Below are 19,628 nucleotides of genomic sequence, written 5' to 3' on the forward strand. Positions count from 1 at the left end.
CCGAATGACCACCGACATCGAACCCACCGGCGCCGGATCCCCCAAGGCCGCCACCCAGGCCGGCGTACCCGTGCTCCAAGCCACCGGCGTCACCAAGAAGTTCGGCGGACTCACCGCCGTACAGAACGTCGACCTCCAGGTCAACACAGGCGAGATCGTCGGCCTCATCGGCCCCAACGGCGCGGGCAAGACCACCTTCTTCAACTGCCTCACCGGTCTGTACGTCCCCACCGACGGCACCGTCAGCTACAAGGGCACCGTCCTGCCGCACCAGTCCCACCTCGTCACCAAGGCAGGCATCGCCCGTACGTTCCAGAACATCCGCCTCTTCGCCAACATGACCGTCCTGGAGAACGTCCTCGTCGGACGCCACACCAGGACCAAGGAAGGCCTCTGGTCCGCGCTCGTGCGCGGCCCCGGCTTCAAGAAGGCGGAGCGGGAGTCCGAGGCACGCGCCATGGAACTCCTGGAGTTCACCGGCCTCGCCGCCAAGCGCGACCACCTCGCCCGCAACCTCCCCTACGGGGAGCAGCGGAAGCTGGAGATCGCGCGCGCACTCGCGAGCGACCCGGGCCTGCTCCTCCTGGACGAGCCCACGGCCGGCATGAACCCGCAGGAGACCCGCACCACCCAGGACCTGGTCTTCGCCATCCGCGACCAGGGCATCGCCGTACTCGTCATCGAGCACGACATGCGCTTCATCTTCAACCTGTGCGACCGCGTCGCCGTCCTCGTCCAGGGCGAGAAGCTCGTCGAAGGCACCGCCGAGGTCGTCCAGGCCGACGAGCGGGTCGTCGCCGCCTATCTCGGCACCCCCTACGAGGGCGCCCCCGGCGCCGAGGAAGTCTCCGAGGTGGAGGCCGCGGAGGCACACAGCACGGCAGGCACAGAAGGAGACACCAAGTGACCGCACTACTGGAGGTGGAGGACCTCAAGGTCGCCTACGGCAAGATCGAAGCCGTCAAGGGCATCTCCTTCAGCGTCGAAGCCGGTCAGATCGTCACGCTCATCGGCACCAACGGCGCCGGCAAGACGACCACGCTGCGCACCCTGTCCGGGCTGCTCAAGCCCTCCGGGGGCCGGATCATCTTCGACGGCAAGCCGCTGCACGGCGTCGGCGCGCACAAGATCGTCGCGATGGGCCTGGCGCACTCCCCCGAGGGCCGCCGGATCTTCCCGCGGCTCACGATCGCGGAGAACCTCAAGCTCGGTGCCTTCCTCCGGAAGGACACGGCGGGCATCGAGCGGGACATCAAGCGCGCCTACGAGCTGTTCCCGATCCTCGGCGAACGCAGCAAGCAGGCGGCGGGCACCCTCTCCGGCGGCGAGCAGCAGATGCTCGCCATGGGACGGGCGCTGATGTCGCAGCCCAAGCTGCTCATGCTGGACGAGCCCTCCATGGGACTCTCGCCGATCATGATGCAGAAGATCATGGCGACGATCGCCGAACTCAAGTCGCAGGGCACGACGATCCTCCTCGTCGAGCAGAACGCCCAGGCGGCACTGTCACTGGCCGACCAGGGCCATGTGATGGAGGTCGGCAAGGTCGTACTCTCGGGCAGCGGGCAGGACCTGCTGGTCGACGAGTCGGTACGGAAGGCGTACCTGGGCGAGGACTGAGTCCCCGGTCGCGTACGTGAGATGGCCCGCGCCCCCCGAGGGGGTGCGGGCCATCTCACGTGTGCGCCGCGCGGCTACTGCCCCTTCGCGGCCTTCTTCTCCTCGTCGTCCTCGATGACGGCCTCGGCGACCTGCTGCATCGACAGCCGCCGGTCCATCGACGTCTTCTGGATCCACCGGAACGCGGCGGGCTCCGTGAGGCCGTACTGGGTCTGGAGGATCGACTTGGCACGGTCCACGAGCTTGCGCGTCTCCAGGCGGGTCGTCAGGTCGGCGACCTCCTGTTCGAGCGCCTTCAGCTCGTTGAAGCGCGAGACGGCCATCTCGATGGCCGGCACGACGTCGCTCTTGCTGAACGGCTTCACGAGATACGCCATGGCACCGGCGTCCCGGGCGCGCTCCACGAGATCGCGCTGGGAGAAGGCGGTGAGCATCAGGACGGGGGCGATGGACTCCTTGGCGATCTTCTCGGCGGCGGAGATGCCGTCGAGGACGGGCATCTTCACATCGAGGATGACAAGATCGGGCCGATGCTCGCGGGCCAGCTCAACGGCACGCTCACCGTCACCGGCCTCGCCCACGACGGAGTAGCCCTCTTCTTCGAGCATCTCCTTGAGGTCGAGACGGATGAGCGCCTCGTCCTCGGCGATGACGACGCGGGTCGTCAGGGGCGGGACATGCGACTTGTCGTCGTCGGCGACGGGCTGGGGCGACTCGGGGGCGGTCACTGAGGCTCCTCGTAACTGGCAGATACTGCTGGGCAAGAGCCTACCTAGCTACGGTATGGTTGGAGCACGGAGGGCCCGTCCCTTCCTTCGTTTCGAAGGAGCCCCGGTAGCCCAGCGGTAGAGGCCATGGATTCAAAACCCATACAGCGTCGGTTCGAATCCGACTCGGGGCACTTTCCCTTCGTTTCCAAGGTTGGCGCGATTCTCGCCGATCTTCACGTGAACGTGTGACAGAAGCACCGTTTCCACTCCGCTGACGCAAGATCACGTGAAGCTCGGTCGTGTGTACGACATGGAGACGCGACGAAGCGTGCTGAGGCTCGTCACCCAAGGCCGCAGCCTCAATTCCGTGAGCACAGAGACCGGTGTGTCGCGTGCCGCGATACGCGCCTGGCAGGCTCGCATCGAGCCCCTGCCCCGCATGGCGCGGGACTGTCCGCCGGGGCCGGCCGACAACGCGTCGTACGCCTATCTCCTCGGCCTCTATCTCGGTGACGGCTGCATCAGCACGTACGCCCGAGGTGGGCACTCTCTGCGCATCGCCTGCGCGGACGCCTGGCCCGGTCTGATCGAGCTGTGCCGGGCGGCCATTCCCGCCGTCCGGCCCGGTGTCTCCGTGGCCGTCGTGCAGAGACAGGGATGCGTCATGGTGAGCAGTTACGACCGGCACTGGCCGTGCCTGTTTCCACAGCACGGCCCCGGCAAGAAGCACGACCGGCCCATCGAACTCGTCGGCTGGCAGCGGGAGATCGTCGACGCCCACCCCTGGGAGCTGATACGCGGCCTGATCCACTCCGACGGATGCCGGACCACGAACTGGACCACCCGCACCGTCGGCGGCGCGACGAAGCGCAACGAGTACCCCCGGTACTTCTTCACGAACAAGTCCGCCGACATCCTGCGCCTGTTCACCGACACTCTCGACGCCCTCGGGGTCGCCTGGAAGAAGGCGAACGCCAAGAACATCTCCGTCGCCAAGAAGGCGTCCGTCGCCCTCATGGACACCCACGTCGGGCCGAAGCACTGAACTCCGGCCCGACCCCCGCTACTTCGGGCTGTCGTCCTCGCCCACGTGGTGGACCCTGACCAGGTTCGTCGAGCCCGCGACCCCCGGCGGGGAGCCCGCCGTGATCACCACGATGTCGCCCTTGTCGCAGCGGCCGATCCGCAGCAGGTGTTCGTCCACCTGGTCGACCATCGCGTCCGTGGAGTCCACGTGCGGACCCAGGAACGCCTCCACTCCCCATGTGAGGTTCAGCTGCGCCTGCGTCGCCGGGTCCGGGGTGAAGGCCAGCAGTGGGATCGGTGAGCGGTAGCGGGAGAGGCGCTTGACCGTGTCGCCCGACTGTGTGAACGCCACCAGGAACTTCGCGCCCAGGAAGTCGCCCATCTCGGCGGCCGCGCGGGCGACCGCGCCGCCCTGGGTGCGGGGCTTGTTGCGCTCGGTGAGCGGGGGGAGGCCCTTGGCCAGCACGTCCTCCTCCGCCGCCTCGACGATGCGGCTCATCGTGCGGACCGTCTCGACCGGGTACTTGCCGACGCTCGTCTCGCCGGACAGCATCACCGCGTCGGTGCCGTCGATGACGGCGTTGGCGACGTCCGACGCCTCCGCGCGGGTCGGGCGGGAGTTGTCGATCATCGAGTCGAGCATCTGCGTGGCGACGATGACCGGCTTCGCGTTGCGCTTCGCGAGCTTGATCGCGCGCTTCTGCACGATCGGCACCTGCTCCAGCGGCATCTCGACGCCGAGGTCACCGCGGGCGACCATGATGCCGTCGAACGCGGCGACGATGTCGTCTATGTTCTCCACGGCCTGCGGCTTCTCGACCTTGGCGATGACGGGGACGCGCCGGCCCTCCTCGTCCATGATGCGGTGGACGTCCTCGATGTCCCGTCCGCTGCGTACGAAGGAGAGCGCGATGACGTCGGCGCCGATGCGCAGCGCCCAGCGGAGGTCGTCGATGTCCTTCTCGGAGAGCGCGGGGACGGACACCGCGACGCCGGGGAGGTTGAGGCCCTTGTTGTCGGAGACCATGCCGCCTTCGACGACGGTGGTGCGGACTCGGGGGCCGTCGACCTCGGTGACCTCCAGGGTCACCTTGCCGTCGTCGACGAGGATGAGTTCCCCGGCGGCGACGTCGTCGGCGAGTCCTTCGTAGGTGGTGCCGCACGTGTGGCGGTCGCCTTCGAGGGGCTCGACGGTGATGGTGAATTCGTCGCCGCGTTCAAGGAGTACGGGGCCTTCGCGGAAGCGCCCGAGGCGGATCTTCGGGCCTTGAAGGTCGGCGAGGATTCCCACGCTGCGGCCGGTTTCCTCGGCGGCTTTGCGTACGCGCTGGTAGCGCTCCTCGTGGTCGGCGTAGCTGCCGTGGCTGAGGTTGAAGCGGGCGACGTCCATTCCGGCCTCGACCAGTGCTTTGATCTGGTCGTACGAGTCGGTGGCGGGCCCGAGAGTACAGACGATTTTTGCTCGGCGCATGATTCGAGACTAAACCTTACCGCCGGGTAGGTAATTGGTCTCACATGACTACTCAACAACCTTTGCATGAAGGGTTGTTGACAACTGTTGAAGTGGGCGCACCGGCGCTCCGATGAGCATTATTCGGGAGTTGACGGCGGCCGGGCTCAGAGACGGCTCAGAGAACCGGCGGTGTCATCGTGAAGCGCGCGTTCACCTGCGCGTGGACGGTCTGGCGCTGCGGTTCGAGATCTAGTGCGGGCGGTGCGCCGGCGGGCTCGGGGGCGCCGCCGTAACTCATCGCGTACGCGGGGGCACGCGTCGCGTACGGTGCGGCGTTCTCGGCTCCGATGTCGGCCAGCTCGACGAGGGCGGCGAGGTTCGCGCCGAGGGCCTGTGCGTACTCGCGGGCCCGCTGGACGGCCTCGCGGACCGCCTGCCTCCGCGCCTCGCCGTGTGCGGGTGAGTCGGGGCGCAGGGCCCACCAGGGGCCGTTGACGGTGGTGAGTTCGAGGTCGGCGAGGCGGGTGGTGAGTTCGCCGAGTGCGGTGAAGTCGCTGAGCTGGGCGCTGATGTTCACCCGGCCGTGGTAGGCGCGGATCCGTTCGCCGCGGCCGTGCCGGCTGAGTTCGGGGTTGATGGAGAAGGAGCCGGTCACCAGCCTCTCGACGGCGTCTCCGTAGGACTTGATCAGGGCCAGGACCTCGTTGTTGCGGCGGGTGAGGTCTTCGAGGGCGGTGCGCCGGTCGGTGCCGCGCGCGCCGACGGAGATGTCGACGGTCGCGATCTCCGGGTCGAACTCCAGGCGCGCCTCGCCCCGGACGGCGACCCTGGGGGCGTCGGGGGTGCCGTAGGGCGCGGCGGTGGGGGCGGGTGCGTCGGTGGTCACGGGTGGTTTCTCCTTCGTACGGCGGCGAGTTGGGGGGCGTGGCGTACGCCTCGCATACCTGTCCGGTCACTCTCCCATCCGGTTCTTGTTCGGGCACGACATTCGGCAGTCACCGGATCGAAACCCGTTGGGGGTGTTCGATTCTTCGTTCCTGCGTCAGAATCTAGCCGCCTTGTCTACGCGCGTTGTGCGGGTGGATGACGAGATCGAGGGAGTAGCGATGCCGCTGAACCGAAGGACGTTCCTGGAGCGTTCCGCCGCCGCCGGAGCCGGTGTGGCGATCGCCGGGGGCGCCGCCGTGCCCGCGGCGGCGCGGGAGCAGGACGCCGGCCACGGGGCCGGCCATGGACGTCCGCCGAAGCGGTACTCGTTCACCGTGATGGGCACCACGGACCTGCACGGCAATGTCTTCAACTGGGACTACTTCACGGACAAGGAGTTCGACGACAAGGACCGCAACGACGTCGGACTGGCCAAGATCTCGACGCTGGTGAACCGCATCCGTAAGGAGAAGGGCCGGGGCAACACCCTGCTCATCGACGCGGGCGACACCATCCAGGGCACCCAGCTCTCGTACTACTACGCCAAGATCGATCCGATCACGGCGAAGCGCGGCCCGGTGCATCCGATGGCGCAGGCGATGAACGCGATCGGCTACGACGCGGCGGCGCTCGGCAACCACGAGTTCAACTACGGCATCCCGGTGCTGCGGAAGTTCGAGGAGCAGTGCCGTTTCCCGCTGCTCGGTGCCAACGCGCTGGACGCGAAGACGCTGCGGCCCGCGTTCCCGCCGTATGTGATCAAGCGGTTGCGGACGCCGCACGGGCGTGATGTGCGGGTGGCGGTGCTGGGGCTGACGAATCCGGGTATCGCGATCTGGGACAAGGTGAACGTCCAGGGGAAGATGACGTTCCCGGGTCTGGAGGAGCAGGCGGCGAAGTGGGTGCCGAAGCTGCGGTCGATGGGCGCGGACGTGGTGATCGTGTCCGCGCATTCGGGGTCGAGCGGTACGTCCTCCTACGGAGATCAGCTTCCGCACATCGAGAACGCGGCCGGTCTGGTGGCCGAGCAGGTGCCGGGCATCGACGCGATCCTGGTCGGTCACGCGCACAGTGAGATTCCGGAGTACCGGGTCACCAACAAGGAGACCGGCAAGGACGTGGTGCTGTCCGAGCCGCTGAAGTGGGGGCAGCGGCTGACGCTGTTCGACTTCGACCTGGTGTGGGAGCGGGGCCGCTGGTCGGTGGAGAAGGTGGGCGCGCAGGTCCTCAACTCCAACACGGTGGAGGAGGACAAGAAGATCACGGGGCTGCTGGTCGACGAGCACCGCAAGGTGGTGAGTTATGTCAACCAGGTCATCGGGACGTCGACGGCGGCGATGACGACGGTCGACGCGCCGTGGCGGGACGAGCCGCTGATCGATCTGATCAACCATGTGCAGACGGAGACGGTGAAGGCCGGTCTCGCGGGTGGTGAGTGGGCGGCGCTGCCGCTGCTGTCGCAGGCGTCGTGCTTCTCGCGTACGGCGGGGATCCCGGCGGGTGAGGTGACGATCAAGGACGCGGCGGGGCTGTATCCGTTCGAGAACACCCTGGAGGCACGGTTGCTGACGGGTGCTCAGATCAAGGACTATCTGGAGTTCTCGGCCAAGTACTACGTGCGGACGGCCGCGGGCGCGCCGGTGGACACGTCGAAGCTGACGAACGCGGACAACATCCCGGACTACAACTACGACGTGGTGTCGGGGCTGACGTACGACATCGACATCGCCAAGCCGGCCGGTTCGCGGATCGTGAATCTGTCCTTCGAGGGCAAGGCGCTGGATCCGGCGGCGAAGTTCGTGCTGGCGGTGAACAACTACCGGGCGAGCGGCGGCGGGAACTTCCCGCATGTCGCGGGTGCCCAGCAGTTGTGGGCCAATCCGGACGAGATCCGGAACACGATCATCACGTGGGTGCAGACGGAGAAGACCGTCGACCCGGCGCGGTTCGCCTCGGTGGACTGGAAGCTCACGCGCGACGGCACCCCGGTCTTCTGACTCGTCGCGCGATGACGCGCCGGTGTGGTGCCGTCCCCTCGGCACCACGCCGGCGCAAACCCCGCGGCGGAGGCGGGTCAGCGCACTTCGGAGAGCGGTACGAGACCCCTGGGCACCGGCACCTGCCGGTGCCTTTCCTGTCCGTCGAGGCCGAAGCTGGTGAACGCGGTGCGGCGCGGCAGCGGGTAGGGCTCGGTGCCGGTGAGGGAGTTGAGGATGGTCGCGCTGCGCCAGGCGGCGAGGCCGAGGTCGGGGGCGCCGACGCCGTGTGTGTGCCGTTCGGCGTTCTGTACGTACACCGAGCCGGTCACGGAGGGGTCGAGGACCAGCCGGTAGCGGGCGTCGATGCGTGGGCGTTCGGACTTGTCGAGCCGCATGTACGGGTCGAGGCCGGCCAGGAGCCGGCTGAGCGGGCGCTCGCGGTAGCCGGTGGCGAGGACGACGGCGTCGGTGGTGAGGCGGGAGCGGCCGGCCTGCTGGGCGTGTTCCAGGTGGAGTTCGATCCTGGTGGCGCCGACGCGGCCCGCCGTGCGGACGAGGACGCCGGGGGTGAGGACGGCGTCGGGCCAGCCGCCGTGCAGTGTGCGGCGGTACAGCTCGTCGTGGATGGCGGCGATGGTGTCGGCGTCGATGCCTTTGTGGAGCTGCCATTGGCGTGGGACGAGTTCGTCGCGTACCCGTTCGGGGAGTGCGTGGAAGTAGCTGGTGTAGTCGGGGGTGAACTGCTCCAGGCCGAGTTTGGAGTACTCCATGGGCGCGAAGGCCTCGGTGCGGGCGAGCCAGTGGAGTTTCTCGGCGCCGGCGGGGCGGGCGCGCAGCAGGTCGAGGAAGACTTCGGCGCCGGACTGTCCGGAGCCGACGACGGTGATGTGTTCGGCGTCGAGGATCCGGTCGCGGTGGGCGAGGTAGTCGGCGGAGTGGATGACGGGGACGGCGGGGGTGTCGGCGAGGAGTTTGAGCGGTTCGGGGATGTAGGGCTCGGTGCCGATGCCGAGTGCGACGTTGCGGGTGTAGGCGCGGCCGAGCGCCTCGACCTCGCCGTCGTGGTCGAGCTGGGTGAAGTCGACCTCGAAGAGGGCGCGTTCGGCGTTCCAGCGGACGGCGTCGACCTGGTGGCCGAAGTGGAGTCCGGGGAGTTGTTCGCTGACCCAGCGGCAGTAGGCGTCGTACTCGGCGCGCTGGATGTGGAAGCGCTCGGCGAAGTAGAAGGGGTAGAGCCGCTCGCGGGCTCTGAGGTAGCTCAGGAAGGACCAGGGGCTCGCCGGGTCGACGAGGGTCACCAGGTCGGCCAGGAAGGGCACTTGGAGGGTGGTGCCGTCGAGGAGCAGGCCGGGGTGCCAGTGGAAGGCGGGGCGCTGTTCGAAGAAGGTGGCGGCGAGACCTCCGTGGATGCCGTCGGCGAGCGCGGCGAGGGAGAGGTTGAACGGTCCGATGCCGATGCCGACCAGGTCGTGCGGCCGGTCGTGATCGTCTGCTGACAGGTCGGTCATGGAGGGTCCTTCAGGGCGCGTGGGGCAACTGCACCGGGGGGTCCGGGGTCGGTCGGGTGGTGCCCACGGTGCACAACGATCCGAACCCGGGAGGGGTAGCGGTGTGCGCTGAAGGAGAGTGGTGTGCGGGCTTCGGTACGGAGGACGGGCCGGGCAGCGCCGTACGCGCGTGCCCGGCCCGTCGTCCGTAAGGAGGGTCGGCTCCTCCGTAAGGAGGGTCAGCCTTCCCGTACGCGGAGCGCGCGGCGGAGGTCATCGAGTTGGTCGACGAGTTTGCGGCGCAGGGCGGGCAGGAGGTCAGGGCCGGTCAGGCATTCTTCGCCCAGGCGCAGCGATTGCGCGTCCACCGCGTGGAGCGGGAAGGCGTAGCGTCCGGCGCATTCGGCGATGGCGGGGCCGCGGCGGGTGGCGAGGTCGACGACGTCGGTGTAGAAGCGCGGGACGTACTTGCGTACGAGGTCGGTCTGTTCGGGTTGCCAGAAGCCTTGGGCGGTGGCGGTGAAGAGGTAGTTGGACAGGTCGTCGCCGAGGAACATCCGTTCCCAGGCGGCGGCTTTGGCGTCGCTGTCGGGGCGGGCGGCGCGGCAGCGGGCGGCGCCTTCCTGGCCGGTGGCGCTGGGGTCCCGGGTGAGTTCCTCGTCGACGGCGGTGTCGTCGACGGCGCCGAGGACGGCGAGGCGGTAGAGGATGCGCCAGCGCAGTTCGGGGTCGAGTTCGGGGCCGCCGGGGACGCTGCCGGAGTTCAGCCAGTCCTGGATGCCGTCGGGCTGGGTGGCGGCGGCGATGAAGTGGCGTACGGCGGTGAGGCGCAGGCCGGGCGCGTTGCCGTCCTCGGTGCGGCGGATGAGGGCGCGGCAGATGGCGGTGAGGGTGGCGAGGGCGGCGGGCCGGTCGTCGGGGCCGAGGTAGCGGTCGGTGATCTGGGTGGTGGCGAAGCCGAGTACGCCTTGGACGACGGCGAGGTCGGATTCGTGCGGGAGGTGGGTGCGGGCGGCGTCCAGGTAGGCGGTGGGGGCCAGTTCGCCGTCGCGGACCATGTCGCGGGCGGCGTTCCAGACGACGGCGCGGGTCAGCGGGTCGGGGACGGCGGAGAGGGAGTCGAGGGCGGTGGCCCAGGAGCGGTCGTCGAGGCGGACCTTGGCGTAGGTGAGGTCGCTGTCGTTGAGGACGACGAGGTCGGGGCGGCGGCCGGGGCGGCGGGTGGGGCCGTCCTGCTGCGGGATGTCGATCTCGAAGCGGTCGCGTGGGGTGAGGTGGCCGGGGTCGACGAGGTCGCGGTCGTAGGCGCCGACGGCGATTCGGTGCGGGCGGTCGCCCTGCTGGGTGACGTCGAGTGTCCAGCCGGCCTCGGAGCCGTTGCCGTCGACGGTGGGGGTGAGGGTGTCGACGCCGGTGGTGCGGAGCCACTGTTCGGCCCATCGGTGCACGTCGCGGTCGGTGGAGGCGGCGAGGGAGTCGATGAAGTCGGCGAGGGTGGCGTTGGCGAACTTGTGCCGGGCGAAGTGTGTGTTGATGCCGGCGAGGAAGTCCTTCTCGCCGAGCCAGGCGACGAGTTGGCGCAGGGCGGAGGCGCCCTTGGCGTAGGAGATGCCGTCGAAGTTGAGCATCGCGGAGGCGGTGTCGGGCACGGCGTCGGGGTTGGGCGCGACGGGGTGGGTGGAGGGCCGCTGGTCGGCGTCGTAACCCCAGGATTTGCGGTCGATGCCGAAGGCGACCCAGGTGTCGGTGTACCGGGTCGCCTCGGTGAGGGTCTGGTAGCCCATGTACTCGGCGAAGGACTCGTTCAGCCAGACGTCGTCCCACCAGGTGAGGGTGACGAGGTCGCCGAACCACATGTGGGCCATCTCGTGGGCGATGACCATGGCCCGGGTCTGCCGCTCGGTCTCGGTGACGGCGGAGCGGTAGACGAATTCGTCGCGGAAGGTGACGAGGCCGGGGTTCTCCATGGCACCCGCGTTGAACTCGGGGACGAACGCCTGGTCGTAGGAGTCGAAGGGGTACGGCTCCTCGAACTTCTCGTGGTAGCGGTCGTAGCAGGCGCGGGTGATGGCGAAGATCTCGTCGGCGTCGATGTCGAGATGGGGTGCCAGGGAGCGGCGGCAGTGGATGCCGAAGGGCAGGCCCGCGTGTTCGGTGCGGACGGAGTGCCAGGGGCCGGCGGCGACGGCCACGAGGTAGGTGGAGATGGGCGGGGTCGCGGCGAGGCTCCAGCGGCCGTCGCCCTCGTCGGTGGCGATGCCGTTGCCGAGGACGGTCCAGCCTTCGGGTGCGGTGACGGTGAGGGCGAAGACGGCCTTGAGGTCGGGCTGGTCGAAGACGGCGAAGACCCGCTGGACGTCTTCGAGGAACATCTGGGTGTAGACGTAGGTCTCGCCGTCGGTGGGGTCGGTGAAGCGGTGCATGCCTTCGCCGGTGCGGGAGTAGCGCATGGTGGCGTCGACGCGCAGTTCGTGCTCGCCGGCGGCGAGTCCGGTGAGTGCGAGCCGGTTCTCGGTGAGCGCGCCGGGGTCCAGGGGCTGCCCGTCGAGGGTGACGGAGCGCAGCAGTGCGGGCTTCAGCTCGACGAAGGTGTCTCCGGCCGCGAGGGCGGTGAAGTGGATGGCGGCGCGGGATTCGAAGGTCTCGTCGCCGGTGGTCAGGTCGAGGGCGACCGTGTACCGGTGGACGTCGATGAGCTGGGCACGGGTCTGCGCTTCGTCGCGCGTCAGTACGGACATGGGGACATGCTGCCCGATGGGCCTCGGGGCGCGCAGCGGGTGGGGGTTGCGCTGAGAGCGCACGGAGCGGGGTACGGGGGCAAGGGGGGCACTTCGCCGCCTTTACGGCCCGTCTTCGCGCGCGGCGGTACCGTCCGCGATCGTCTCGTGGTGGCGGATCACCTCGGCGATGATGAAGTTCAGCAGCTTCTCGGCGAACGCGGGGTCGAGCCGGGCACTCTCGGCGAGCTGCCGGAGCCGGGTGATCTGCCGGGACTCGCGGGCCGGGTCGGCGGGCGGCAGGTGGTGTGCGGCTTTGAGGACGCCGACCTGCTGGGTGCATTTGAACCGTTCGGCCAGCATGTGTACGACGGCCGCGTCGATGTTGTCGATACTGCCGCGGAGCCGGTCCAGCTCGGCCTGGACGGACTGGTCGATGCCGCCGTTGTCACCGTTGGTACTCGTGGTCATGGTTCGGAAGCTTAGGGCCTGTCCTCGGCGGCACGGTGTGGCGTCTCAAGGAGGGGGCGTCGTGATCGTCGGCGGGTGGTCGGGGTCCGGGACGCGGTCGCTCCAGCCGCCGGGGACGGTCCGGCCCTGGCGTTCCCTGAAGCGGATGGGCGCGGTGCCCACGCGGCGCGTGAACAGCCGGGAGAAGTACGCCGGGTCGTCGTAGCCGACGCGGCGCGCGACGGCCGCCACGGGCAGGTCGGTGGCGGCGAGGAGTTCTTTGGCGCGGCCGAGTCTGATGCCCAGCAGATAGTCCTTGGGGCTGCAACCCGCGCCCCTGCGGACGGCGTTGCGCAGTTCGGCGGGGCTCATGCCGTGCCGGGCGGCGTGTTCGGCGACGGAGAGCGGCAGGAAGGCGTCGCGGGCGAGGGCCTGGAGGACCAGTTCGCCCTCGGCGTTGGTGTCGGCGCGGGCGCGGCGCAGCTCGACGAGGAGTTCGTGGACGGCGGCGCCGGTCTCGACCTCCAGGAGCGGGTTGCCGCGCCGCGCGGCGCGGACGATGCGGCCGACGGCGGCGCGCGCGGTGGCGGCGTCGGAGAGGGGAACGACGGGGCGGTCCGTCTCGATGTAGCCGAGTTCGGTGTACGTGGCGGTGGCGGGGCCGGTGAAGTCGACGAAGCTCTCGTCCCAGCCGGTCTCGGGGTCGGCGCCGTAGTGGTGCGGTACGCCGGGGAGGAGCCAGAGCAGTGCGGGCGCGGTGACGGTGGTGCGGTGGCCTTCGGGGTCGCGGTACCAGCCGCTGCCCGCGCCGATGAGGACGGCGACGTGATGGTCGAGGACGCGGGGTCCGACGGTCGGCAGCCGGCCGTGCTGGAGGCCGACGCCGAGGCAGACGAGGCCGAGGCGGTGGTGGACGGGGCTGGGGGTGAAGTACCGCATCCAGGTGTGGTACATCCGCTTGCGCGCCTCCCCTGCCGGTTTCGTCTGCGTCCATGCATCGCTGATCTTTGTCCATGGACCGGTCCCTGGCCAGGGGGTGACGGTGACCCTGGCACAGGATCGACCGAAGGGGCAGCGGCGGTGGCCGATTTCACTGTAGGTGACAAGGATTTCCTGGTGGACGGCCGCCCGGTGCGGCTCCTCTCGGGGGCGCTGCACTATTTCCGGGTCCACGAGGAGCAGTGGCCGCACCGGTTGCGGATGCTGCGCGCGATGGGCCTGAACTGTGTGGAGACGTATGTCCCCTGGAATCTGCACGAGCCCGCGCCGGGCCGCTACGCGGACGTGGCGGCGCTGGGCCGGTTCCTGGACGCGGCCGACGAGGCGGGGCTGTGGGCGATCGTGCGGCCGGGCCCGTACATCTGCGCGGAGTGGGACAACGGCGGGCTGCCGCACTGGCTGACGGCGGCGGTGGGTGCGCGTGTCCGGACCGGTGATCCGGAGTATCTGGCGGCGGTGGAGCGGTGGTTCCGGCGCCTCCTGCCGCAGGTCGTCTCCCGCCAGATCGACCGCGGCGGCCCGGTGATCATGGTGCAGGTCGAGAACGAGTACGGGAGTTACGGCTCCGACCTGTCGTACCTCTCGACTCTGGCCGCGCTGCTGCGCGACTGCGGGATCGATGTGCCGCTGTTCACCTCCGACGGGCCGGAGGACCACATGTTGACCGGTGGCTCGGTGCCCGGGGTGCTGGCGACGGTGAATTTCGGGTCGGGGGCGCGCGCGGCGTTCGGGACGCTGCGCGAGCACCGGGCCGGGGGTCCGCTGATGTGCATGGAGTTCTGGTGCGGCTGGTTCGACCACTGGGGCGCGGGGCATGTGGTGCGCGATCCGGCGGACGCGGCGGGGGCGCTGCGGGAGATCCTGGAGTGCGGGGCGTCGGTGAACATCTACATGGCGCACGGCGGTACGAACTTCGCGGGCCGGGCGGGTGCCAATCGGGCCGGCGCGCTGCACGACGGTGTGCTGGAGCCGGATGTGACGTCGTACGACTACGACGCGCCGGTGGACGAGGCGGGGCGGCCCACGGAGAAGTTCTGGCTGTTCCGGGAGGTCCTGGCGGGTTACCAGGAGGGGCCGTTGCCCGAGGTGCCGCCCGCTCCCCCGGTGCTGGGGGACGGGCCGGTGCGGGCGGAGCTGGACGTGTGGGCGCCGTTGGACGAGGTGATCGACGCGCTCGGCGGTCCGGAGACGAGCACGCCGATGCCGCCGTCCTTCGACGAACTGGGCGTGGACCGGGGGCTGGTGCGCTATCGGGTGGCGGTACCGGGTCCCCGGCGGCCGTATCCGCTGACGCTGGCGGGGCTGCGCGATCTGGCGGTGGTGCAGGTCGACGGGGTGCGGGCGGGGGTACTGCGTGAGGAGGACCCGGTGCTGGCGGAGCCGGTGGCCGGGCCCGCGGTGGTCGAGGCGTGGGTGGAGTCCCTGGGGCGGGTCAACTACGGGCCGCGTACGGGCGAGCCGAAGGGGATCACGGGCGGTTTCCGGCACGAGCGGCAGTATCTGCACGGGGTTCGGTCGCGGGGTCTGCGGCTGGACGCCTTCGACGACGCGGCGGCGGTCGCCGCGCTCCCGTTCCGCGCCCCGTCCTGGCCGGGCGCGCGGGGCCTGTACCGGGGCTCGTGCGACCTTGCGTCCCCCGGTGACGCCCGGCTCTCCCTGCCGGGCTGGACGCGCGGCTTCGTCTGGGTCAACGGCTTCTGTCTGGGCCGCTACTGGGCGGTGGGCCCGCAGGAGTCGCTGTATGTGCCGGGGCCGGTGCTGCGCGCGGGGCACAACGAGGTGTGGGTGCTGGAGCTGGAGGGCGCGGGCGAGAGGCACGTACGGCTGGCATGACGACCCCTGGCCGGGCGGGCCCGTGCGGGGCCCGCCCGGCGGCCGCTACACCTCCCGTACTTCGAAGGCGTCGAGTACGAACTCGGCCGTGCCGTCGTCGCCCACCTTGCGCAGTCCCACCCACGCCTCGCCGTCGTCCGGGGCGGTGAACTCGTAGCTCAGGACTGTCGGTTCGGTCGCGACGGGCAGCTCCGTACGTGACAGTTCCCGCTCCCCCGGCTCGTCCACGGCCGTGATCCAGGCGTACTGTCCGGCTTTCTCGTTCTCGTAGCGGAAGGTGACGCGGTAGCGCGTGCCCGGTTCGAAACGGACGGTGTGCGGCACGGTGCGGTACACCAGCCCGTCGTTCTCGCCGCGTGACTTGAGCGATTCGGTGCCGTCGATGACATCGTCGATCGCCTTGCCGTTCCAGCCGCGCTGCGTGAACGGCGCGTGCCGCTGGGCGACATGGGTGCGCGGGTCGGTGGCGCCGCCCGCGTCGCCCTTCACGAAGACGCCCCAGCCCTGCGGGACGTGCTGGAAGTCCTCGAAGACCAGCGCGCCGGGCCGGGTGGAGCGGCGTGCGCCGACGACGCGGACGTTGTCGAACCGCACGCGTGCCTCGCCCGCCTCAGCCGTCAGCCGGAGGTCGACGGGGCCGCCGCGCTCCGGGACGGTGAAGTGGGTGAACATCCTTTGGAAGCGGGTGCCGTGCTTGCGGTCGGCGGCCACGTAGTTGCCCGCCGTGGAGGTCGCCGTCCAGTTGACCGCCGTCACGCCGTCGGACGTACGGACCTCAAGGGCCGCCCGGCGCCGCTCCCCCGCCGTCCTGCCGACCTCGACCTGTACGGACGCGGCGTACGTGCCCGGTGCGAGGCGTTCGAGGCGCTGTCCTACGGAGGCCGCGCCGCCGGGGCCGATGACCAGTTCGTGGTCGCCGAGCGCGCTCAGCTCGACGCGCGCCGGTCCGCCCGTCATCTGCCAGCCGTCCGTAGAGCCGGAGTTGAAGCCGGGGTCGTGGACCGGTGTGGCCTGCCCCCAGTGCGGGTCGGGGGTGTCGCGTACACGGGCGGGGTAGAGCACGTACGGCTGCCCGGCCGCGGCGTCGACGGTGACCTTGCCGCCCCGTACGGGCAGGTCGGCGACGTGCTCGCGGCCCTGGTCGGTGAGGCGGTACAGGGCCGTACGGGAGCGGCCCGCCCAGCCGCGTGGCAGCTGCCACTGGGTGCTGCCGCCGGCGGGGTTGTAGTGGTAGAGCTTGGCCGGGTTCCTGGCCTCGCGCGGCTCCCAGGGCAGCAGGTAGCGCCCGTCGTCGTACACGAGCCGCCCGTCGGTGGTGATGCGCCGGGTGCCGTCGGTGTCGCTGACGACGGTGTTCGTCGGCCCGGCGAAGCTGATCTCGTGCTCGGTCCAGCGCCGGATCGGGTACGCCTGGAGGTACTTGGCGGGCAGAGAGTCGGTCCAGATCAGCTCGTAGAAGACGTGCCAGTCGGTCTTGCCGACCCAGCCCTCGAAGTTGCCGGTGCGCGGGATGCCGAGCAGGGTGGGCCACTTGTCGGCGAAGACGTCCTTCTGGTGGTTGCGGATGAAGCGGATGAGCTGGGAGTTGACGCCGCGCGAGGTGTCGGCGCCGTAGTCGGTCTCGGTGGCCCAGTGCGACCAGAGCGCCGAGCGTTCGAGGCCGTGGCCCCATTCGGTGGTGATGTGCCAGCCCTGGTCGCGCAGGGCGCGCTGGAGCCGGTCGGAGTTCCAGCCGGACTCGCGGAAGACGTCGATGTAGAGGGTGTTGAGCGCGGGGTGGGTCTCGTCGCGCAGGTCCTGGAAGCGTTTGACGATGTCGCCGGAGACGAGGTCGCGGCGGGCGTCGATGCGGTAGCTCTGGTCGAGCCAGTCCCATTGTTCGTCGGTCTTGTCGACGAGCGTCTCGGAGAAGGCGTTCGCGACGGGGTAGGACTCGGTGGCGTTGACGTGGACGCCGAAGTCGCTGTGCCACTTCGCGCCCTCCTTGAGGAGGGTGTTGAGGTCGGCGAGCCCGCCGGCGCGCGTGTTGTGGTTTCCGGCGTAGTCGGGGTGCGCGGAGTCGTGGCCCTCGGACTGGTAGCCCTTGAGGAGGGTGTACTGGCGCAGCCCGTCGGTGGCCAGCGAGATCCGCTTGACCTGGTCGAGGGTGGCCAGGAAGGGGTTGGTGGCCTGGCTGGCGAAGTTGAAGGGGATGTGCGGGACGACCCTCAGGTGCTGTTCGTCGGCGCCGAGCGGGGTGACCATGATGTCGCGGAAGGCGATGGCGGCGTCCTGCCAGTCGACGGTGCCGTCGCCGCCCCGGTCGCGGGTGACGATCACCGTGGCGTACGGCAGGGGTTCGGTGGCGTCCACCGGTGAGGTGGCCGCGCGGTGTGTCCACTGGCCGCAGCGCAGTTGGGCCTCGACGGCGCCGTCCCGGCGCTCGGTGCGGTGCCAGAGCCGGCCGTTGTCCCAGGTGGTGCCGGTGCCGGGCTTGTCGTAGACGGTGTTGGTCTCGATCGCGCCGCCGAGCCTGTCGTGCGCCACGACGGCGTACGCGCAGCCCGCCGCCGCTTTCGCGGGGGTGTCGGGGGTGACCCGGACGAGGGTGTCGCCGCTCTTGGCCTTGTCGATCTCGACGCGGGCGGCCAGCAGTGTCGCGCCGCTCTGGTCGCTCCGTACGGAGACCAGGGCTAGTTCGGGCACCTCCAGTGTGCCGACGCGCAGGGCCTCGGTGTCCGCGACGCGGGTGACGCGCCACTCGACGCGCCAGCCGTCGACGGCGATCTCGACGTCGATCTCGGTGCCGCCGTCGAAGGTGAGGGTGTACGAGATCCGGCCACGTCCGGCGGGCCGGGTGGCGACCCGTGGGGTGTGCGGCGCCCCGTCGACGAGGACGCCGGTGACGGTGGCGCTCTGCCCGTGCAGGACGGCGCGGGTGCCGCGGTCGGTGTACGACACGACGCGCGGGAAGCCGCTGTCGACGCGGACCTCCAGCTCGCGGGAGCGCAGGACGGTCTCGCGGGTGCCGGGGGCGGGCGCGGGCGTGGTGGGTGCCCCCGTACCGGCCGCGAAGGCGCCGCCCGGAGCGGCGAGGGCGGCGCCCGCCCCCACGAGTGCGGTGGCGGCCACGACGGTTCTGCGGCGGGGGCCTCGGTCGCTTGCGTTGGCGTACACGTCGCTCCTCTTCGTCCACGGTGTTCCGTGCACGTCAATCTGCGTCGCGAGGAGCGGGTGCGCCCATGGACAAAGGCGGGACAGGTCTTGGACTAACGCGCCGACGGCGTGTCCGTGACCTGTCCCGCCCCTGCGGGTCACACGTTCAGGTCAGACCTGGTCAGAGAGTGGCGGCGGCCGACGCGATGGCGGAGGCGAAGGTGGAGACCTCGGTGTAGACACCGGGGTAGTTGGGCCGGGCGCAGCCGTTGCCCCAGCTCACGATGCCGACCTGGATGTTGGCGCCGGTGTTGTCCTTGCGGAACATCGGGCCGCCGGAGTCACCCTGGCAGGTGTCGACGCCGCCGGCGGAGAAGCCGGCGCAGATCTCTTCGGAGGCGATGATCTGGCCGCCGTAGTTCGAGTTGCAGGTGGCGTCGGAGACGAACGGGACGGTGGCCTTGAGGAGGTAGCGCTGCTGGGCGCCGCCCTCGGTGGCCGAGCCCCAGCCGGCGACGGTGAAGTTGCCGTTGTTGTACGCCGTGGTGGTGGCGATCTTCAGGGTCGGCAGGTTGATGGGCGTGGCGAGCTTGATGAGCGCCCAGTCCTTGCCCGAGCCGTTGTAGCCGGGGGCCTGGAGGACCTTGGTGGACTTGACCTTGATGGCGCTGGAGCTCTGGAGGTCCACGACACCGGCGGTGGCGGTGATGCTGGTGTTGTTGCCCGATCCACTCACACAGTGCGCGGCGGTGAGCACGACGGTGGTGGAGTACAGCGAGCCACCACAGCCCATGGAGAGGCGGACCATGAAGGGGAACTCACCCTGGGCGGCGCGCGTGCCGCCGACGACGGGCGGCGCGAGGGGGGCGGCGGCCTGCGTCTTGGGCGCGTCCGGCACGGGTGCGGCGGAGGCGGAGGTGGCCTGGAGGCTGATGGCGGCGAGCATGACAGCGCCGGCGGCGATGCATCTCTTGAGAACACCCTGAATGCTCAACGGTCTGCCTTTCGTGGGGGCTTGAGGGATTCATCCCTGCAGGGCACACGGGTCGACGCGCGTTGCGCGCCGTTGGCATGAGCCCGACAGGAACGCGATCCGGATTATCCGGAGGGCAGGAGCGGCCCCACAAGATACGAATCTCGGCCAACCGAACGGTCGGCCTCCGGTCGCCGTCCGGCCACCGAACACCGGAACGCCCCCTCACCCCCTCCCGCCGCGCGAGCGTCCACCGACAAGGCGCCCACACGGGCGAAAGCCGGGCCCCCGGCAAAGAGAGGGGCTGTCTCTTATACAC

General features: G+C 69.9%; 14 protein-coding genes and 1 tRNA gene. 6 read left to right on the forward strand and 9 right to left on the reverse strand.

Translation table 11 applies throughout. The annotated features are described in order from the left end of the window. Positions 1 to 4: 4 nt before the first annotated feature. A complete protein-coding gene (locus ACFT9I_RS35535) occupies positions 5 to 907 on the forward strand; it encodes an ABC transporter ATP-binding protein (RefSeq protein WP_382571402.1) in 903 nt (300 codons plus the stop codon). Continuing rightward, positions 904 to 1,620 (forward strand): ABC transporter ATP-binding protein, encoded by a 717-nt coding sequence (locus tag ACFT9I_RS35540; protein ID WP_382571403.1) that lies wholly within the window; start codon positions 904 to 906, stop codon positions 1,618 to 1,620. The genes ACFT9I_RS35535 and ACFT9I_RS35540 overlap by 4 nt, the downstream gene beginning before the upstream one ends. A 74-nt stretch (positions 1,621 to 1,694) precedes the next feature. On the opposite strand, the gene ACFT9I_RS35545 is transcribed toward ACFT9I_RS35540, so the two are convergent. Further along, a complete protein-coding gene (locus tag ACFT9I_RS35545) occupies positions 1,695 to 2,348 on the reverse strand; it encodes an ANTAR domain-containing response regulator (RefSeq protein WP_382571405.1) in 654 nt (217 codons plus the stop codon). A gap of 100 nt (positions 2,349 to 2,448) precedes the next feature. Here ACFT9I_RS35545 and ACFT9I_RS35550 point away from each other — a divergent pair. Together ACFT9I_RS35550 and ACFT9I_RS35555 are read left to right on the forward strand one after the other, a co-directional pair. Next, a tRNA-Leu gene (locus tag ACFT9I_RS35550) sits at positions 2,449 to 2,521 on the forward strand. A gap of 110 nt (positions 2,522 to 2,631) precedes the next feature. Further along, positions 2,632 to 3,375 carry a helix-turn-helix domain-containing protein gene (locus ACFT9I_RS35555; RefSeq protein ID WP_382571417.1) on the forward strand — a complete coding sequence of 248 codons (744 nt, stop codon included), beginning with the start codon at positions 2,632 to 2,634 and terminating at the stop codon, positions 3,373 to 3,375. 18 nt (positions 3,376 to 3,393) lie between these two features. Here ACFT9I_RS35555 and pyk read toward each other — a convergent pair whose 3' ends face one another. Together pyk and ACFT9I_RS35565 are read right to left on the reverse strand one after the other, a co-directional pair. Then, the gene (pyk, locus tag ACFT9I_RS35560) at positions 3,394 to 4,827 is read right to left on the reverse strand and encodes a pyruvate kinase (RefSeq protein WP_382571406.1); all 1,434 of its coding nucleotides are present in this window, start codon (positions 4,825 to 4,827) and stop codon (positions 3,394 to 3,396) included. Between the two features lie 157 nt (positions 4,828 to 4,984). Then, positions 4,985 to 5,695, reverse strand: a complete 711-nt coding sequence (locus tag ACFT9I_RS35565; RefSeq protein ID WP_382571407.1) for an SIMPL domain-containing protein — start codon at positions 5,693 to 5,695, stop codon at positions 4,985 to 4,987. A 220-nt stretch (positions 5,696 to 5,915) separates the two neighbouring features. Between ACFT9I_RS35565 and ACFT9I_RS35570 the strand changes: the two genes are divergently transcribed. Beyond that, positions 5,916 to 7,733, forward strand: a complete 1,818-nt coding sequence (locus ACFT9I_RS35570) for a bifunctional metallophosphatase/5'-nucleotidase (RefSeq protein WP_382571408.1) — start codon at positions 5,916 to 5,918, stop codon at positions 7,731 to 7,733. A 77-nt stretch (positions 7,734 to 7,810) separates the two neighbouring features. Here ACFT9I_RS35570 and ACFT9I_RS35575 read toward each other — a convergent pair whose 3' ends face one another. The 4 genes from ACFT9I_RS35575 to ACFT9I_RS35590 all read right to left on the reverse strand — a co-directional run bounded on the left by ACFT9I_RS35575 (position 7,811) and on the right by ACFT9I_RS35590 (position 13,323). Beyond that, on the reverse strand, positions 7,811 to 9,223 hold the full coding sequence (locus ACFT9I_RS35575; RefSeq protein WP_382571409.1) for a lysine N(6)-hydroxylase/L-ornithine N(5)-oxygenase family protein: 1,413 nt from the start codon (positions 9,221 to 9,223) through the stop codon (positions 7,811 to 7,813). Between the two features lie 218 nt (positions 9,224 to 9,441). Beyond that, entirely contained in the window at positions 9,442 to 11,940 is a 2,499-nt protein-coding gene (pepN, locus tag ACFT9I_RS35580; protein WP_382571410.1) for an aminopeptidase N, read from the reverse strand. 102 nt (positions 11,941 to 12,042) lie between these two features. After that, positions 12,043 to 12,390, reverse strand: a complete 348-nt coding sequence (locus tag ACFT9I_RS35585; RefSeq protein ID WP_382571412.1) for a chorismate mutase — start codon at positions 12,388 to 12,390, stop codon at positions 12,043 to 12,045. 45 nt (positions 12,391 to 12,435) lie between these two features. After that, a complete protein-coding gene (locus tag ACFT9I_RS35590; protein WP_382571413.1) occupies positions 12,436 to 13,323 on the reverse strand; it encodes a helix-turn-helix domain-containing protein in 888 nt (295 codons plus the stop codon). Between the two features lie 126 nt (positions 13,324 to 13,449). Between ACFT9I_RS35590 and ACFT9I_RS35595 the strand changes: the two genes are divergently transcribed. Beyond that, positions 13,450 to 15,201: a beta-galactosidase family protein gene (locus tag ACFT9I_RS35595; protein WP_382571414.1), complete on the forward strand. Its 1,752-nt coding sequence runs from the start codon at positions 13,450 to 13,452 to the stop codon at positions 15,199 to 15,201. Between the two features lie 45 nt (positions 15,202 to 15,246). Here the strand turns inward: ACFT9I_RS35595 and ACFT9I_RS35600 are convergent, their stop codons facing one another. Next, the gene (locus tag ACFT9I_RS35600) at positions 15,247 to 18,357 is read right to left on the reverse strand and encodes an endo-alpha-N-acetylgalactosaminidase family protein (protein WP_382571416.1); all 3,111 of its coding nucleotides are present in this window, start codon (positions 18,355 to 18,357) and stop codon (positions 15,247 to 15,249) included. A 160-nt stretch (positions 18,358 to 18,517) separates the two neighbouring features. Beyond that, entirely contained in the window at positions 18,518 to 19,282 is a 765-nt protein-coding gene (locus tag ACFT9I_RS35605) for a serine protease (RefSeq protein ID WP_382571419.1), read from the reverse strand. Positions 19,283 to 19,628 lie beyond the last annotated feature (346 nt).

Origin of the sequence: Streptomyces sp. NPDC057137, assembly GCF_042670825.1 — a bacterium.
Classification (GTDB): Bacteria; Actinomycetota; Actinomycetes; order Streptomycetales; family Streptomycetaceae; genus Streptomyces.

Excerpts from the sequence above, each read along its gene's own strand:
- ACFT9I_RS35570 (WP_382571408.1), top strand. The coding sequence starts at position 5,916 with ATGCCGCTGAACCGAAGGACGTTCCTGGAGCGTTCCGCCGCCGCCGGA.
- ACFT9I_RS35590 (WP_382571413.1), bottom strand. The coding sequence starts at position 13,323 with ATGTACCACACCTGGATGCGGTACTTCACCCCCAGCCCCGTCCACCAC.
- pyk (WP_382571406.1), bottom strand. The coding sequence starts at position 4,827 with ATGCGCCGAGCAAAAATCGTCTGTACTCTCGGGCCCGCCACCGACTCG.
- pepN (WP_382571410.1), bottom strand. The coding sequence starts at position 11,940 with ATGTCCGTACTGACGCGCGACGAAGCGCAGACCCGTGCCCAGCTCATC.
- ACFT9I_RS35605 (WP_382571419.1), bottom strand. The coding sequence starts at position 19,282 with ATGCTCGCCGCCATCAGCCTCCAGGCCACCTCCGCCTCCGCCGCACCC.
- ACFT9I_RS35535 (WP_382571402.1), top strand. The coding sequence starts at position 5 with ATGACCACCGACATCGAACCCACCGGCGCCGGATCCCCCAAGGCCGCC.
- ACFT9I_RS35585 (WP_382571412.1), bottom strand. The coding sequence starts at position 12,390 with ATGACCACGAGTACCAACGGTGACAACGGCGGCATCGACCAGTCCGTC.
- ACFT9I_RS35575 (WP_382571409.1), bottom strand. The coding sequence starts at position 9,223 with ATGACCGACCTGTCAGCAGACGATCACGACCGGCCGCACGACCTGGTC.